Genomic DNA, 15302 nt, shown 5'->3' on the forward strand with positions numbered 1-15302 from the left:
GACTGTAGGTCTGCAGGCGTGACGGAAGTGATCCCCGAGCAGGTGGGCAGCCCGAGCTGCCGCCCTCGGCGCGCGCTGACGTCATCAACAATCGGCTGGCGATCGATCGGCCGCTCACGGGAGGACACATGACACGGCTCAAGTCGACGGGGGCTGCCCTGCTGATGCTCGGCGTGGCCCTTTCAGCCCCGGCGCTCGCAGAAAAGAAATACGACGTCGGCGCCACGGATACCGAGATCAAGATCGGTCAGACCAATCCCACGAGCGGACCGGCGTCCACCTTCGGCGCGATCGGCAGGGCGGAGGCGGCCTATATCCGGATGATCAACGAGCAGGGCGGTGTCAACGGACGCAAGATCAACCTGATTCAATATGACGACGCCTATAGCCCGCCGAAGACGGTCGAGCAGGTGCGCAAGCTGGTCGAAAGCGACGAGGTGCTCACCACGTTCCAGATCATCGGCACGCCGCCGAATGCCGCGGTGCAGAAATATCTCAACAGCAAGGGCGTGCCGCAGCTGCTGGCCGGAAGCGGCGCGTCCCGCTTCACCGATCCCAAGAATTTCCCGTGGACCATCTCCGCCAACCCGAACTACCAGTCGGAGGCGCATATCTACGCGAAATACATTCTCGAGAACTTTCCGAACGCCAAGATCGGCATCCTCTATCAGAACGACGATTTGGGCAAAGATTACGTCAAGGGGCTGAAGGATGGGCTCGGCGCCAAGGCCGGCATGATCGTCAAGGAGCTGTCCTACGAAGTGTCCGACCCGACCGTCGATTCGCAGCTGGTGACGCTCAAGGCCTCGGGTGCCGACCTGTTCTACAATATGTCGACGCCCAAATTCGCAGCGCAATCGATCAGGAAGGCCGCCGAGCTCGGCTGGAAGCCTGTGCACATCCTCGAGGTCAACGCGACGGGTGTCGGTCAGGTGCTGGTCCCAGCCGGCCTGGAGAATGCCAAGGACATCATCTCCGTTGCCTACGGCAAGGATCCGCTGGATCCGCAATGGGCCGACGACGATGGCATGAAGCGCTACAAGGCGTTCATGGCGAAATATGCGCCGGGCGAGGACGCCAACAGTGGTTACGCGACCTACGGCTATTCGACGGCGGCGCTGCTCGTCCAGATCCTCAAGCAATGCGGCGACGAGCTGACGCGGGCCAACATCATGAAGCAGGCCACCAACATCAAGGGCTTCGTGCCGGATCTGGGGTTGCCGGGGATGTCGATCACGACGACGTCCGATGATTACCGCATCAACAAGCAATTCCAGATGATGAAGTTCGACGGTCAGCGCTGGATCATTTCGGGGCCGATCCTGACGGACGACTTCAAGGCGGACTAAGTCATCGCCTGGCCCCGACCTCAGCCGGGTGCCGCTTGCGGGCCCGACGTCGGCGGTCTCGGGCCGGCGTCCACCCAAAGAACTCTCTCCATCGGAGCGCCGTGCATGACCAGTGAAGCCGTTCGCCGCCGTCGGGGCTTCGACCCCGCGGCGCTCGCTGCGATCGGTCCGGCGCTTGCCGAGTTCGTCGATCGCGGCGAGCTCGCAGGCATCGTGTCGCTGACGTCGCGGGGCGGCGAGGTCGTTCACGCTGAGACCATCGGCTGGCGCGATGTCGAGACCAAGAGCCCGATGCGCCCGGACACGCTGTTCCGGATCGCGTCGATGACCAAGCCGATCACCTCGGTGGCGGCGATGATGCTGGTCGAGGAGGGCAGGATCGGCTTGGCGGACCCGATCTCGCGCTGGATTCCGGAGCTCGCCGATGTCAGGGTGCTGCGCAATCCCGCCGGCCCGCTCGACGACACCGTACCCGCCGACCGCGCGATCACGATCGAGGATCTGCTGACGCATCGCGCAGGGATTGCCTACGCGTTCTTTTCGGAAGGCCCACTCAAGCTCGCCTACGAGCGCGCGCTCGGCGATCCCGCCATGAACCGGTCGACGCCCGACCAATGGCTCGCCGCGCTCGGTACGCTGCCGCTGGCGCATCAGCCCGGCGACCGATTCCACTATGGTCATTCGACCGACGTGCTCGGTTTCCTGATCGGCCGGGTCGAAGGCAAGCCGTTCCGGGAGGTGCTGCGAGAGCGCATCTTCGCCCCGCTCGGCATGGTCGATACCGATTTCTGGTTGCCGCATGCCAAGCGCGATCGTCTCGCAAGCCTGTACAGCTATGAGGAGGCGACAAGCCGGCTCGCGAAGATCGAGCCGGTGATGTACGACGCGCCGCCCGCCTACACGCCTGGCGGTGGCGGCTTGATCTCGTCCGCGCCCGACTATCATCGGTTCGCGTGCATGCTGCTCGGAGGAGGGAAGCTGAACGGCGTCAGGTTGCTGCGGCGTGAAACCGTCGAGCTGATGCGGACCAACCGTCTGACCCCGTCGCAGCGGAAGGTCCCATTCGCCGGCATGCCGCTGTGGCAGGCCTGCGGGTTCGGGCTCGGGGTTGCGATTGCCGAGACGCCGGTCGGCAATCCCTATGCCTGCGGCGCGCCGGGATCGATGACCTGGCCGGGCATCTTCGGCACGTGGTGGCAGGTCGATCCCGTCAACGATCTGATCATGATCTATCTGATTCAGCATCAGGTGCCGGTTTCGGCCGGAGTAGCGGCCACGATCGCCACCGGGCGCGGCGCTGCCGGGCGCCGGGCTCTGCCCATTTTTCAGAGTGGAACCTATGCGGCGCTGTCCGATATGGCGGAACACACGATATGACCTTGCCGCGGATGCGAGTGGTGGAAAGGAGGTTGTCCACGATGTGGACGCCGACATTCCGCGTAATGAAACGTTCGAGCAGCGCGAGCTTCTGCCTCGCATGCCGGAACTGCAACATGCCTTCGTGACATCCTTGAGCTTGTATTCCGCCCGTTATTCTGCTCAGTGCCTTTTCAATTGCGCGATCATGCGCATCGATCGATCGACTGAAGTCGACAGCCAGTGAGGAAACAAAATATGCGCAAGTTAACTTTGGCCATTGCCCTGATCGTTCCGATGCTCGGTCATGCCGCGCAGGCCGAGGACGCCATCAAGATCGGCTATATCGATCCGCTGTCCGGCGGTGGTGCCAGCGTGGGCGAGGGGGGCCTGAAGACTTTCCAATATCTGGCCGACGAGCTCAACGCCAAGGGCGGCATTCTCGGCCGCAAGGTCGAGATCGTGCCGTACGACAACAAGACCAATCCGCAGGAGAGCCTGGTCCAGGCCCAGAAGGCGATCGATGCCGGCGTTCGCTACATCACGCAAGGCAACGGTTCATCCGTCGGGCTCGCCCTGGAGGACTTCGTCAACAAGCACAACACCCGCAATCCGGGCAAGGAAGTGCTTTATTTCAACTATGCCGCCGTCGATCCGAGCATGACCAACGAGAAGTGCAGCTATTGGCATTTCCGCTGGGATGCCAGCTCGGACATCAAGATGGAGGCGCTGACCAACTACATCAAGGACATCCCGTCCATCAAGAAGGTGTACCTGATCAACCAGGACTATTCGTTCGGCCAGTCCGTCCGCAGCGACGCGCGCAAGATGCTGGCGGCGAAGCGCGCCGATGTGCAGATCGTCGGCGACGAGCTGCATCCGCTGCTGAAGATCACGGACTTCTCGCCCTATATCGCCAAGATCAAGGCCTCCGGCGCCGACAGCGTCATCACCGGCAATTGGGGCCAGGACATCGCGCTGCTGCTCAAGGCCGCGGCTGACGCCGGCCTGAAGGTCAATTGGTACACGTATTACGCGGGCGGCGCCGGCGGTCCGACCGCGATCAAGCAGACCGGCCTGGATCATCAGGTCTTCCAGCTGACCGAAGGATTCGCCAACTCCGGCAACCAATCGGCGATGGACTACGAGAAGGCGTTCCGCGCCAAGGTCAACATGTCGCTGTGGTATCCGCGCGCGGTCAACGAGATGCGCATGTTCAAGGCGGCGGCCGAGAAGGCCAACTCCGTCGACCCGGTGAAGGTCGCCGCGGCGCTCGAGGATCTCAAGTTCGAGGTCCTGGACGGCGGCACCGGCCTCATGCGCAAGGATGATCACCAGTTCTTCCAGCCGATCTACATCTCCTCCTTCGGCAAGCTTGCGGCGAACGAGCCGTTCGACGAGGAGAACACCGGCTGGGGATGGCATCTGGTCTCCAAGGTCGATACGCCCCAGGCCATGGTGTCGACAACCTGCAAGATGACGCGGCCGTAATCACCGCACCGGCCTCCCGCACGGCCCCACCGTGCGGGAGGCCTCGCGCCGATCTGACCCGGACTGAGCGGCCAGGGCATCGAAGCCCGACATTCGCGAGTGCGCCGTGCTTGAACTCATCGTCATCTCCACCCTCAACGGCGTGCTGTTCGGCATGCTGCTGTTCCTGCTGTCGAGCGGATTGACCGTCATCTTCAGCATGATGGGGGTGCTCAATTTCGCCCATGCCAGCTTCTACATGCTGGGCGCCTTTTTCGGCTTCCAGCTCACCAAATGGCTGGGCTTCTGGCCGGCGCTGCTGCTGGCGCCGCTCCTGGTGGGAGCGATCGGCATGGCCGTCGAACGTTACGGGCTGCGCAATACGCACAAGCATGGTCATGTCGCCGAGCTGCTGCTGACCTTCGGCCTCGCATTCGCGATCGAGGAAATCGTCTCGATGATTTGGGGCAAGACGCCGCTGGACTATCGCGTCCCGGCGCTGCTGGATTTTCCCGCGTTCACGATCTTCTCGACCAACTATCCGGCCTACAAGCTGTTCATGCTGGCGGTGTCGGTCACGATCTTCGTGGTGCTGCTGGTCGTGCTCAAGCGCACCCGCGTCGGCCTGATCGTACAGGCGGCGCTGACACATCCTCACATGGTGGGCCATCTCGGCCACAATGTCGGACGCGTGTTCATGGTGGTGCTCGGGGTCGGCAGCGCGCTGGCCGGCCTCGCCGGCGTGATCGCCGGACCTGCCTTGGTGACGCAGTCCGACATGGCCGCGGCGCTCGGGCCGATCCTGTTCGTGGTCATCGTGTTCGGCGGCCTCGGCTCGCTGCCGGGCGCCTTCATTGCCTCGCTGGTGATCGGCCTGGTGCAGACCTTCGCCGTCGCCTTGAACGGCTCGCTGGCAAGCGCTTTCGGTCCGCTCGATCCCTCCGCCGGACCATCGGTGCTCACCGACATCTGGAACGTCACGATCGCACAGGTCGCACCGATCGTGCCCTACCTGCTGCTGGTGCTGGTGCTGATCGTGCGCCCCGTGGGCCTGATGGGGACGCGTGAATCATGACCGCAGCAGTCACCTCGGCCTCGCCCATGTCGGCGAAGCCGGCCGGCTCCCACCTCCGCTTCTACGCCATCTGGCTGATCGGCATTGCCGTGCTGATCATTCTTCCGCAGCTGTTCAGCTCCGGCGGATCGCTGACCTCGTTCAGCCTGATCGGGATCGCGATCGTCTTCGCGCTCTCCTACAACATCCTGCTCGGCCAGACCGGGCTGCTGTCGTTCGGCCATGCGGTTCACTACGGCCTCGGCGGCTTTGCCGCCTGCCACATGATGAACGCGGTGGTCGCGCATGGCTGGCCGGTTCCGCTGCCGTTCATTCCGCTGTTCGGCGGGCTGGGCGGGCTCGCCTTCGCCATTCTCCTCGGCTGGGTGATGACCAAGCGGGCCGGCACGGTGTTCGCGATGATCTCGCTTGGGATCGGCGAGCTCGTCGCATCGTCGTCGCTGATCCTGCGCTCGGTGTTCGGCGGCGAAGCCGGCATCACCACCGACCGCACGGCCTTGCCGCGCATGTTCGGCTGGACCTTCGGGCCGCAGCTGCAGGTCTATTACCTGATCGCGTTCTGGCTGGTGCTGTCGGCGATCGCGATGTACGCGCTGACCCGGACGCCCTTGGGCCGGATCAGCAACGCCGTTCGCGACAATCCCGAGCGCGTCCAGTTCATCGGCTACGATCCTCATGTCGTCCGCTATCTCGCTTACTGCTTTGCTGGCTTCTTCGCCGGCGTCGCGGGGGGTCTCGCGGCGATCAGCTTCGAGATCGCCAATTCCGCCTATCTCGGCGCGATCCAGTCGGGGCTCGTGCTGTTTTCGACCTTCATCGGCGGGACGGCCTATTTCTTCGGCCCGATCCTCGGCGCCATCCTGGTGACCTATCTCCAGCTCGGGCTGACGAGCCTCACCAGCGTCTGGCAACTGTATTTCGGTATCATCTTCATCGGGATCGTCATGTTCTCGCCCGGCGGCATCGCCGGCCTGTTGATGATGCACCGGCCGCTGATCCGCGCCGGGACACTCGGAATGGTGATCCCGTCCTATCTCCTGGCGGTCGTGCCGACCGCGGCGCTCGCCTGCGGCGTCATCCTGACCATTGAGACGGTCGCGCGCTATTCCGGCGGCGACGCGATCAACCTGTTCGGCGTGGCGTTCAATCCGCAATCTCCGGTGACGTGGGCTGTCGCCGCGGTCGAGGTAGTGGGTGGATTCCTCGTCGCACGCTTGACTTGGCGACGGATCGCCGAAGCCTGGGACAGGGCCGCCACCGTGGCGCGAGACCGGGGGTATCTGGCATGACAGCAGCCATCGAAGTCCGCGGCGTCGAAAAGCGCTTCGGCAATGTCAGCGTGATCCGTGACCTCAATCTCAGCGTTGCCAAGGGCGAGCGACACGCCATCATCGGTCCGAACGGTGCCGGCAAGTCCACGACGTTCAACCTGATCAGCGGCCACATCCGGCCGAGCTCGGGCGAGGTGCGATTGAACGGCGCGGTCATCTCCGGCCTGCAGCCGTTCGAGATCAACCGCCGCGGCCTGTCACGCTCGTTCCAGGTGACCAACGTATTCTCCCGCATGACGGTGTGGGAGAACGTTCGGTGTGCCGTGCTGTGGGCGACCGGGCATCGCTACGCCTTCTGGAAGAACGTCGACAGCCTGCCGGAGGTGTGTCAGCGGACCGCGGAGATCCTCGACGACATCCATCTCACCCACCGGCGTGACGTTCCCGCGGGGCTGTTGACCTATGCCGAGCAGCGCGAGCTCGAGATCGGCGTGACCATCGCGAGCGGCGCGACCGTCGTCATGCTCGACGAGCCGACCGCCGGAATGAGCAACGCGGAAACCGAGCGCGCCGTGGCCTTGATCCGGCGGCTCACCGAGGGGCGGACCTTGGTGATCGTGGAGCACGACATGAGCGTCGTGTTCGGCCTTGCCGATCGCATCTCGGTGCTGGTCTATGGCCACATCATCGCGTCGGGAACGCCCGAGGAGATCCGGCGCGACCCGAAGGTGAGGGAAGCCTATCTCGGCGAGGAGACCCACTGATGCTCGAAGTCAGGAACCTCCACGCCTATTACGGCAAGAGCCACATCCTCCAGGGCGTCGATCTCGACGTCGCCGCGGGCGAAGTCGTCAGCCTGCTCGGCCGCAACGGCGTCGGACGCTCGACCACCGTCAAGGCGATCATGGGCGAGGTCAGTCCGCAGGGGACGATCCGCTTCAAGGGCAGGGACATTGCCGGCCTGCCGAGCTACAAGATTGCGCGGCTCGGGCTCGGCTACGTGCCCGAGCATCGCGACATCTTTCCGAGCCTGACCGTGCGTCAGAATCTCGTGCTCGGCATCAAGGATATCAGGCGGCCGGGCAAGTGGCGCCTGCAGGACATGCTGGACATGTTTCCCAATCTCGCCGCGCGCGCCGATACGCCGGCCGGCGTGCTATCGGGCGGTGAGAAGCAGATGCTGACCACCTGCCGGACGCTGATGGGCGACCCTGATCTGATCATGATCGACGAGCCGACCGAAGGTCTGGCGCCGCTGATCGTGCAGCAGGTCGGCGACCTGATCGCGCGGATCGCGGAGGCCGGCGTCGCGATTCTGCTCGTCGAGCAGAAGCTCTCGATTGCGATGCGCATCTCCAAGCGCGTCTACGTCATGGGTCACGGCCGCGTCGTGTTCGAGGGAACACCGGACCAGCTCAAGGCCAACACCGCGGTGCGCCAGGAATGGCTCGAAGTCTGACCGTCGCGGAATTTGGGGACGGTCACCCGCCACCGAAGTTTCATCCAGCAGCATTTTGAGTCCGAGTAGGTCTCGCAGTGAGACCGAAATTTGGACCACCCATGACGAGAGTTTTGCGCTTCTGATCACGGTGGCGGGCTGGTTGCGCCAGCGCGTCATGCAGCAGAATAGGCGGATTGTTGCCGATCGCGCGTCGCAGTGCGCGATGCCGCGTCCGGAATTCCGCCCGACTTCGACCACGCGATGCCCGACGTGCGGGAGGGGAAGCGGTCGGGCAAGCCACATTTCATGCGCTACCTTAAAGCGATTCCAGCGGCGTCGCCGTCGAATTCGATTGATGCATCACGGCATGATCAGCATGATACCGGCTCTCGATTTGTCTTGAGCGACGAAGTCCTTGTCGTTTTGACAGCTGCCGGACTCGTCATTGGTGCGCAGAGTGGGATGAGCGTCGAGCGCTGGTCGTGCGCGCGCTTTCGCTCGTCTGCTGGTTTCCGGATTGTCGGATTTCGATCGTGGTCGATCCATCCCGCCCAGCGTCCCGGATACAGGTGACTGCGATGCCGAGATTCGATGCAAATGTCTGGCGCTGCTGGGTGCCGGGCGCGGTGGGTGGTGAAGCAAGGTAGGTTCGAGCGCAATGCGGCTGTGGGTTCAGGTTCACACGTGGACGTCGCTGATCAGCATGATCTTTCTGCTGATGCTGTGTCTGACGGGACTTCCGCTGATCTTCCATGACGAGATCAGCCACTATCTCGAGGACGAGATTTCCGCGCCCGCGATGCCGCCAGGAACTCCCGTTCTGCCGCTCGATCGCCTGATCGCCTCTGCCAGGCAGCAATTGCCCGAGCAGTACGTCATGTTCGTGGCCGTGAAGGAAACCGAGCCGCTCGTCGTCGTCGCGATGTCGCCGACTGCCATCCCGGTGCCGGGCCAGTTTCATCGGCTGACCGTCGATACCCGCACTGGTGTCGTCCTCGGCGAGGAGCCGCCGCGGCAGGACGTCATGGACATCATCCTGCGCATCCACAGGGACATGTTCACGGGCCTGCCCGGTGAGCTCTTTCTCGGTCTGATGGGATTGGTGTTCGCGGCGTCCATCGTCTCGGGCGTCGTGGTCTATTGGCCGTTCATGCGGCGTCTGCAATTTGGAACGGTACGGGATCGCTCGACACGCCTCAAATGGCTCGACATGCACAATCTGCTCGGGATCGTCACGGTGAGCTGGACGCTTGCAGTCGGCGTGACCGGCACCATCAACACGCTCGCGGTGCCGTTGTTCGATCTCTGGCGGGCTCAGACCATGCCGGCGCTGCTCGCTCCCTATCAGGGCAAACCGCTTGCCGAGGCCGCATCCGTCGAGGCCGCGGTCGACGCGGTCCGCACGGCGTTCCCTGACCGGCTGGTGGCGTCCGTGACCATGCCGACGACCGCACGGTTCGGCAGCCCGCAGCATGTGATCGTCTGGACAAAGGGCAGGACGCCATTCACGGCGCGCATGTTCACGCCCGTGATGGTCGACGCGCGGGACAGCACCAAGATGGTGGCGCCGCAGCTGGCTTGGTATCTGCGCGCGCTTCAGGTGTCGCGGCCGCTGCATTTTGGCGACTATGGCGGACTGCCGCTGAAGATCATCTGGGCGCTGCTCGACGTGATCACCATCATCGTGCTGTGCAGCGGTCTCTATCTCTGGGCTGCCAAGCGATGGGGCAGCAAGCGCCGGCTCGCGAGCGTCGTTGCCGCGCCGGTGACGGTGTCGCCATGAGCTCGTCCGCATCGACCTCAGCGCCGTCGGCCCGCGTGGCGCAGCTGTCGACATGGCAGGTGTTTCGCGCGCCGTTGCTGGTCGGCATCGTCGCCGCAGCCGGCCTGATCTTCGGCTTGTTCGGCGACGGCTTGTGGGACGGCCTGTGCTGGCTCGGACTATCGGTTCCGATCCTGCTGTCGCTGATCTACAGCGCAGGATGGAATTTCGGCTCTCAACCAGGCTCTCAGGACGTGCAGGTCGACGCGTAGAAAACGCCCTGCCGACTGGTCCCATTCCGACACCGTGATGCCGACGAGGCCCAGATGGCGTCAGCCTGACCTCGCTCGAGACGCTCGCTGTCGCGCGGCCGCTGCATTCAGCCCGCAGTCTACCGACGCACGAGCGACGCAGAGCTGATCCCGGCTCTTGAAACAATCGGACACAAAGAGGCGCGCCGGCGGTTGCGCATCTGAATCAGATGCGGCAGAGTTGCGGCGATTTCGCAGATTTATTGAATCAAAGAGATGCACTGATTAGTAAAGGCGCGCCCGCATCGCCGGCGCCGACGTGGGACCGACGTCCTCGTCTCACTCGTGACGCTTGAGGCGTGCCGTTTTTCTCCAGGGCGAGTGCGTAGCTCACAGTGAAGTGCGAGAGTCGCGCGCTTCTTTGGAAGCCTTCGAAAAAGCGGCGCGCAAAAAATCCTGCTGCAACGACAAGCCCTTGAATCGTGATTGTTGACGAAGCTGCCGCTCGTTAGACGAGTTCTACGTGCAGCGACGCCATCCTCGAATACCTGTGTGTTAGGAGCGCCGACGGACCAAGTTGGAACTTGGAATGATCGGGGTGTCAGAATGATTTGTCGCGTGAAGGATAGAGACGTCGGGTTTACGATTTCATTGGGTCTTGTGAGCTCGTTGGCGCTCACGCTGAATGTCTGGGGCGTCCAACAGGCGTTCGCGCAGACCAAGCTTCCCGACGTGACGGTCGATGCGCCCAAGCCGAAGGCGCGGCAGACCGTTCAAAGAACCCAGGCGACATCGACGCGGAACGCGCAGCGCAGGGTGGCAACGCGAAATCTCCCCCCCAGGGCTCCCGTTCCCTATGTGACGCCGTCGACAGGCACGATCGGCGCGCCGCCGTCACCCTATGCCGGCGGCCAGGTTGCGAGCGGCGGGGGGCTCGGGCTGCTCGGCAATCGCGGCGTGATGGACACGCCCTTCAACCAGACCAGTTTCACGTCGCAACTGATCCAGAACCAGCAGGCCCGCACCATCCGCGACGTGCTGATCAATGATCCCTCGGTGCGCACGGTCCAGGCCGCCGGCGGCGGTGCCGACAGTCTTTTCATCCGGGGCTTCCAGTACGACAGCGGCGACTACTCTCTGAACGGCCTCGCGGGCATCGCGCCCTATTACTCGACGGGGGCAAACTTCATCGAACGCGTGGAGCTGCTGAAAGGACCGGCTGCTCTGCTCAATGGCATGACAGTGGGCGGCACCGGTGCATCGAGCGCTGGCGCCGTGGGCGGCAGTGTAAACCTCGTCACAAAGCACGCACTGGATACGGACATCACCCAATTGACCACGACCTACGTATCCAGGTCGCAGTTCGGTGAGCAGATTGACGTCGGCCGCCGCTTCGGCGAGCGTAAGGAATGGGGTGTACGCTTCAACGGCGGCTACTCGAAGGGGGACACGCCTTGGAACCGGCAGACCGATGAACTGGGCAACGCCAATCTGGCAGTTGACTATCACGGCGAGAACGTCCGAATCGATGCCGATGTCGGCTATCAGGCCGACAACCTGCGGCCGCCCCTGCGATTCTTCGGTCTGGACACGTCAAGCACGACCAAGATAACGAGCATTCCGGCGCCCCCGGCTGCGGGCACCAACTTTCAGGTCCCCTGGGCCTATTACGTGCCGACGGACTTCTATTCGACGGTCAAGGGCGAGGTCGATCTGAACGACAAGCTCACCGCCTACGCGTCGTTCGGCTACCACGACAGCAACATCAACTATCGCTATCCGTCGCCCAATCTCATTGACAACGCGGGCAACATCGCAGTGCCGCTTCCCGGAACAGCCAGCGAGAGGTTCGAAACGCTGGCCGGCGACGCGGGGATCCGCGCCACGATGGACACGGGTCCGGTCAACCATGCCGTCAACGTCGGTTACTCGATCACCGATCGGACCTATGGTCAGCATCTCACGACCGTGAAAGCGGGCGCTGCCCCGCTGCAATGGAATCTGTACACCGAGCCGACCAACGTCGGTCTGCCGGACTTCCCCCGGCTGTTCGCCGACCAGATCATTGGCGCCAATCTCTGGAGCGTCGGTGTATCAGATACGATGTCGATCCTCAACAAACGTGTCCAGCTCACGGTCGGCGTCCGCAGGCAGACCGCGGGCACCGAGGTAACCAACCTGATATCTTCGAGCGGAAGTCGTCCGTTCTCGGACACCTCCGTCTGGACACCCGCCTATGCCCTGGTGGTAAAGCCGGTCGAGCACGTCTCGCTCTATGCCAACTACATCGAGGGCCTGCAGACGCCGGTCGTCGTCCCAACCGGTTACACGAACTCCGGCACGGTGTTCGCGCCCGGTCAGACCAAGCAGGTCGAGACCGGCGTCAAGATCGATTTTGGTCGCATCACAACCACACTGAGCGCCTTCGACATTTCCAAACCCAGCGTGATTACGACGGGAACGTCTGGTTCACTGACGCAGGTGATGAATGGCGTTCAGCGCAACACCGGCGCTGAATTCAACGTCTTCGGCGAGGTGACGCCAGCGTTTCGGCTACTCGGAGGTCTCGCCTATATCCATGGTGTGCAGGAGAAGACATCGGGGGGCCTCACTGACGGCAAGCGTGCAGTCGGCGTGCCTGAACTCACGGTCAACCTGGGCGCCGAATGGGATACACCGTTCGTGCGGGATCTTACCTTGACGGGCCGCGTCGTTTACACCGGCGAGCAATATGTCGATACGTACAACAAGCTCGTGCTGCCAGACTGGACGCGTTTTGATCTGGGGGCCCGCTATACCTTCACGTCGCCCTGGAACGGAAAGCCCATTGTGGTGCGGGCCAGCGTCGAGAACGTATTCAACAAGGCCTATTGGGCGTCCGCCTATAGCAGCGTGATCACTCTGGGCGCGCCGCGCACCTATCTGGTCTCAACGACGTTCAATTTCTGAGCGGCGGGACGACTCCCGACGAAAGGGCCGTCGCATAGAAGTTGTGCGGCGGCCTTCCGTCTCCCATCGTCTGCATCAGTCTTCGCGCGTCAGGCTTCGCATATCGATGCATACTTGGGACGGGCGATCGGAGAATAGTCGCATTTCATCGAATGCACCCTGATGTTGAAACGTTTGCCGTAGGTCACCTTGGAGAGATTAAAAACTTCGATCAGCGGTATCACTTTGACTGTCATTCGCAACTGCATTACTCGTAGTTCAGAAACGTAGCTTGTTAGTTGGGAGTAGCCGGACATGATGGTCTTCGACAGAGACGACGTCACCTTCACGGTCGTCATCAATCACGAAGAGCAATATTCGATCTGGCCGACGTTCAAGGAGGTCCCGAACGGGTGGACAGCCGTCGGCGTGACCGGAAGCAAGAAGGAGTGCCTGGACCATATCGAGCAGGTGTGGACCGACATGCGGCCGCTTTCGCTTCGCAATTTCATGGAAGAGAGCTCGCACGCGGTGTCCGACACTTGACGCAGTGGAGATCGGCCACGATGCGGCTCATCTGTTTGCCCTACGCGGGAGGCAGCGCCATGATCTACGCGCGCTGGAAGCGACGTCTTCCCTCATGGATCGATGTGGTCCCTTTGGAACTGCCCGGGCGCGGTGTGCGGATGGACGAGCGCTTGCACACGGACCCGTCTGCGCTGGCCGATCAACTCGCGGCTGAGCTGAACGAAAAGCCGTTCGATGGGCCCTATGCCCTGTTCGGCCACAGTCTCGGCGGCCTGATTGCCTTCGAGATGGCGCACAGGCTGCTCGCGCTCGGCGCACCCGCGCCTCAAATGTTGTTCGTGTCCGGAACGGAGGCGCCGACGATGCGGGATGGCCATCGGTGGCGGGAGCCGTTGAATGACGATGCCCTGCGAGACGAGCTTCTGAGGCTGAAGGGCACGCCGACGGAGGCGCTCGAAGACATGGAGATCATGCGCAGCGCCTTGCCGATTCTGCGCGCCGATTTCCTGATGTGCGGCAACTATGTCGACCGGCGTCGTCAGGCGTTGCCCTGTCCGATTCATGCCTTTGGCGGGGAGCTGGATGAAACGGATCTCGAGGCGTTGAAGGCGTGGCGTCACGAGACCTCGGCCGCGTTTGGGCTCGACATGTTGCCGGGAGACCATTTCTTCATCCACTCGCAGCAGGCGGCGCTCTTGAGCCGCGTCACGATATTGCTGGCTCGCCAGATGGAGCCGCAGCTTGCCGTCACCTGCGCGGGGCCGTGATCCCTGCGCACTGAGTGCAAAACCCGCCGGGAATCGGCGGGGGTCGACGATCCGACGCCGAACTCGAGAGAATAGGGAGACATCATGTTCAAGATGCAACCTAAAATAGATTCAGAGTCTCTGCCGTTCCTTCTGCGGGCGGGGCGCGAGCGGCAGCCGCTGTCGGAAGCAGTCAGCGAGGTGCGTGAGATGATCGAGCGTCAGCTCTACGGCTGCGGCGGCATTCTGTTTCGCGATTTTCAGCTCGATGGCGCCGAGGCTTTCAGGAGCTTTGCCGCCAGCTTCGGGCATCCGCTGCTCGCCTACGAGTTCGGCTCGACCCCGCGATCGCAGGTCAGCTCGGGCGTCTACACGTCGACCGAATACCCGCCGCACCAGAGCATCCCGCTGCACAACGAGCAGGCTTATACGCGCGATTGGCCGATGAAGATCTGGTTCTATTGCCAGCAGCCCGCTCAGCAGGGCGGCGAAACGCCGATCGCCGACAGCAGGCTCATTCACCGCGACATGCCCGCGGCCATACGCAATCGGTTTGCCGAGAAGGGCGTGATGTACGTCCGCAACTATGGCGCCGGTCTCGACGTCGACTGGCGGCAGGTGTTCGGCACCGACTCGAAGACAGAGGTCGAAGCCTATTGTGCGGCTCATTCGATCGTCTGCGAGTGGAAGGAGGACGACGAGCTGCGCACGCGCCAGGTCTGCCAGGGCACCGCCGTGCACCCCGTCACCGGCGATGTCGTATGGTTCAACCAGGCGCACCTGTTCCATGTCTCCAGCCTCGCACCGGATGTGCGCGAAAGCCTGCTCGACATCGTCGGCGACCCCCTGGAGCTGCCGCGCAACGCCTTCTATGGCGACGGCTCGCCGATCGACGATGAGACGCTGACCACGGTGCGAGGCGTGCTCGATCGCCACAAGATCGTCTTCCCCTGGCAGGCGGGCGACGTCGTGATGCTCGACAACATGCTGACGGCGCACGCGCGGGAGCCGTTCAAGGGTCCCCGCCGGGTGATCGTCGCGATGGCGCAAGCCCATGGACTGCATTGAGCCGGCGCCCGCCGACTCTCTCGAGCGAACGCCACGCTGCCATCGGACATCAGGAAC

At 63.1% G+C, this 15302-nt stretch carries 15 protein-coding genes; 14 read left to right on the forward strand and 1 reads right to left on the reverse strand.

Going from position 1 to position 15302, the window contains the following annotated elements:
• Nucleotides 1-128: 128 nt before the first annotated feature.
• The 11 genes from QXZ94_RS01750 to QXZ94_RS01800 all read left to right on the forward strand — a co-directional run bounded on the left by QXZ94_RS01750 (nucleotide 129) and on the right by QXZ94_RS01800 (nucleotide 12924).
• A complete protein-coding gene (locus QXZ94_RS01750) occupies nucleotides 129-1349 on the forward strand; it encodes an ABC transporter substrate-binding protein (protein WP_315718961.1) in 1221 nt (406 codons plus the stop codon).
• A gap of 105 nt (nucleotides 1350-1454) precedes the next feature.
• On the forward strand, nucleotides 1455-2726 hold the full coding sequence (locus tag QXZ94_RS01755; protein ID WP_315718962.1) for a serine hydrolase domain-containing protein: 1272 nt from the start codon (nucleotides 1455-1457) through the stop codon (nucleotides 2724-2726).
• 43 nt (nucleotides 2727-2769) lie between these two features.
• A complete protein-coding gene (locus QXZ94_RS01760) occupies nucleotides 2770-2952 on the forward strand; it encodes a hypothetical protein (protein ID WP_315718963.1) in 183 nt (60 codons plus the stop codon).
• A gap of 11 nt (nucleotides 2953-2963) precedes the next feature.
• A complete protein-coding gene (locus QXZ94_RS01765; protein ID WP_315718964.1) occupies nucleotides 2964-4196 on the forward strand; it encodes a branched-chain amino acid ABC transporter substrate-binding protein in 1233 nt (410 codons plus the stop codon).
• 106 nt (nucleotides 4197-4302) lie between these two features.
• A complete protein-coding gene (locus QXZ94_RS01770; protein ID WP_315718965.1) occupies nucleotides 4303-5250 on the forward strand; it encodes a branched-chain amino acid ABC transporter permease in 948 nt (315 codons plus the stop codon).
• On the forward strand, nucleotides 5247-6539 hold the full coding sequence (locus tag QXZ94_RS01775) for a branched-chain amino acid ABC transporter permease (RefSeq protein ID WP_315718966.1): 1293 nt from the start codon (nucleotides 5247-5249) through the stop codon (nucleotides 6537-6539). Before QXZ94_RS01770 ends, QXZ94_RS01775 begins: the two co-directional genes overlap by 4 nt.
• On the forward strand, nucleotides 6536-7285 hold the full coding sequence (locus QXZ94_RS01780; protein WP_315718967.1) for an ABC transporter ATP-binding protein: 750 nt from the start codon (nucleotides 6536-6538) through the stop codon (nucleotides 7283-7285). Before QXZ94_RS01775 ends, QXZ94_RS01780 begins: the two co-directional genes overlap by 4 nt.
• Nucleotides 7285-7980: an ABC transporter ATP-binding protein gene (locus QXZ94_RS01785; RefSeq protein WP_315718968.1), complete on the forward strand. Its 696-nt coding sequence runs from the start codon at nucleotides 7285-7287 to the stop codon at nucleotides 7978-7980. Before QXZ94_RS01780 ends, QXZ94_RS01785 begins: the two co-directional genes overlap by 1 nt.
• 640 nt (nucleotides 7981-8620) lie before the next feature.
• Nucleotides 8621-9745 (forward strand): PepSY-associated TM helix domain-containing protein, encoded by a 1125-nt coding sequence (locus QXZ94_RS01790; RefSeq protein WP_315718969.1) that lies wholly within the window; start codon nucleotides 8621-8623, stop codon nucleotides 9743-9745.
• Complete coding sequence (locus QXZ94_RS01795) at nucleotides 9742-9996, forward strand: hypothetical protein (RefSeq protein WP_315718970.1); 255 nt, start codon at nucleotides 9742-9744, stop codon at nucleotides 9994-9996. Before QXZ94_RS01790 ends, QXZ94_RS01795 begins: the two co-directional genes overlap by 4 nt.
• Before the next feature lie 585 nt (nucleotides 9997-10581).
• Nucleotides 10582-12924: a TonB-dependent receptor gene (locus tag QXZ94_RS01800; protein ID WP_315718971.1), complete on the forward strand. Its 2343-nt coding sequence runs from the start codon at nucleotides 10582-10584 to the stop codon at nucleotides 12922-12924.
• 89 nt (nucleotides 12925-13013) lie between these two features.
• On the opposite strand, the gene QXZ94_RS01805 is transcribed toward QXZ94_RS01800, so the two are convergent.
• On the reverse strand, nucleotides 13014-13220 hold the full coding sequence (locus QXZ94_RS01805) for a hypothetical protein (protein WP_315718972.1): 207 nt from the start codon (nucleotides 13218-13220) through the stop codon (nucleotides 13014-13016).
• On the opposite strand from QXZ94_RS01805, the gene QXZ94_RS01810 reads away from it, so the two are divergent.
• From QXZ94_RS01810 to QXZ94_RS01820, 3 genes are all read left to right on the forward strand, one after another.
• Nucleotides 13219-13449, forward strand: a complete 231-nt coding sequence (locus tag QXZ94_RS01810; RefSeq protein WP_315718973.1) for an MbtH family protein — start codon at nucleotides 13219-13221, stop codon at nucleotides 13447-13449. The genes QXZ94_RS01805 and QXZ94_RS01810 overlap by 2 nt on opposite strands.
• Before the next feature lie 20 nt (nucleotides 13450-13469).
• Entirely contained in the window at nucleotides 13470-14198 is a 729-nt protein-coding gene (locus QXZ94_RS01815; protein WP_315718974.1) for a thioesterase II family protein, read from the forward strand.
• A gap of 84 nt (nucleotides 14199-14282) precedes the next feature.
• Nucleotides 14283-15245, forward strand: a complete 963-nt coding sequence (locus QXZ94_RS01820) for a TauD/TfdA family dioxygenase (RefSeq protein WP_315718975.1) — start codon at nucleotides 14283-14285, stop codon at nucleotides 15243-15245.
• Nucleotides 15246-15302: the final 57 nt, after the last annotated feature.

Source organism: Bradyrhizobium sp. SZCCHNS2022 (genome assembly GCF_032377575.1).
GTDB classification, from domain to species: domain Bacteria; phylum Pseudomonadota; class Alphaproteobacteria; order Rhizobiales; family Xanthobacteraceae; genus Bradyrhizobium; species Bradyrhizobium aeschynomenes.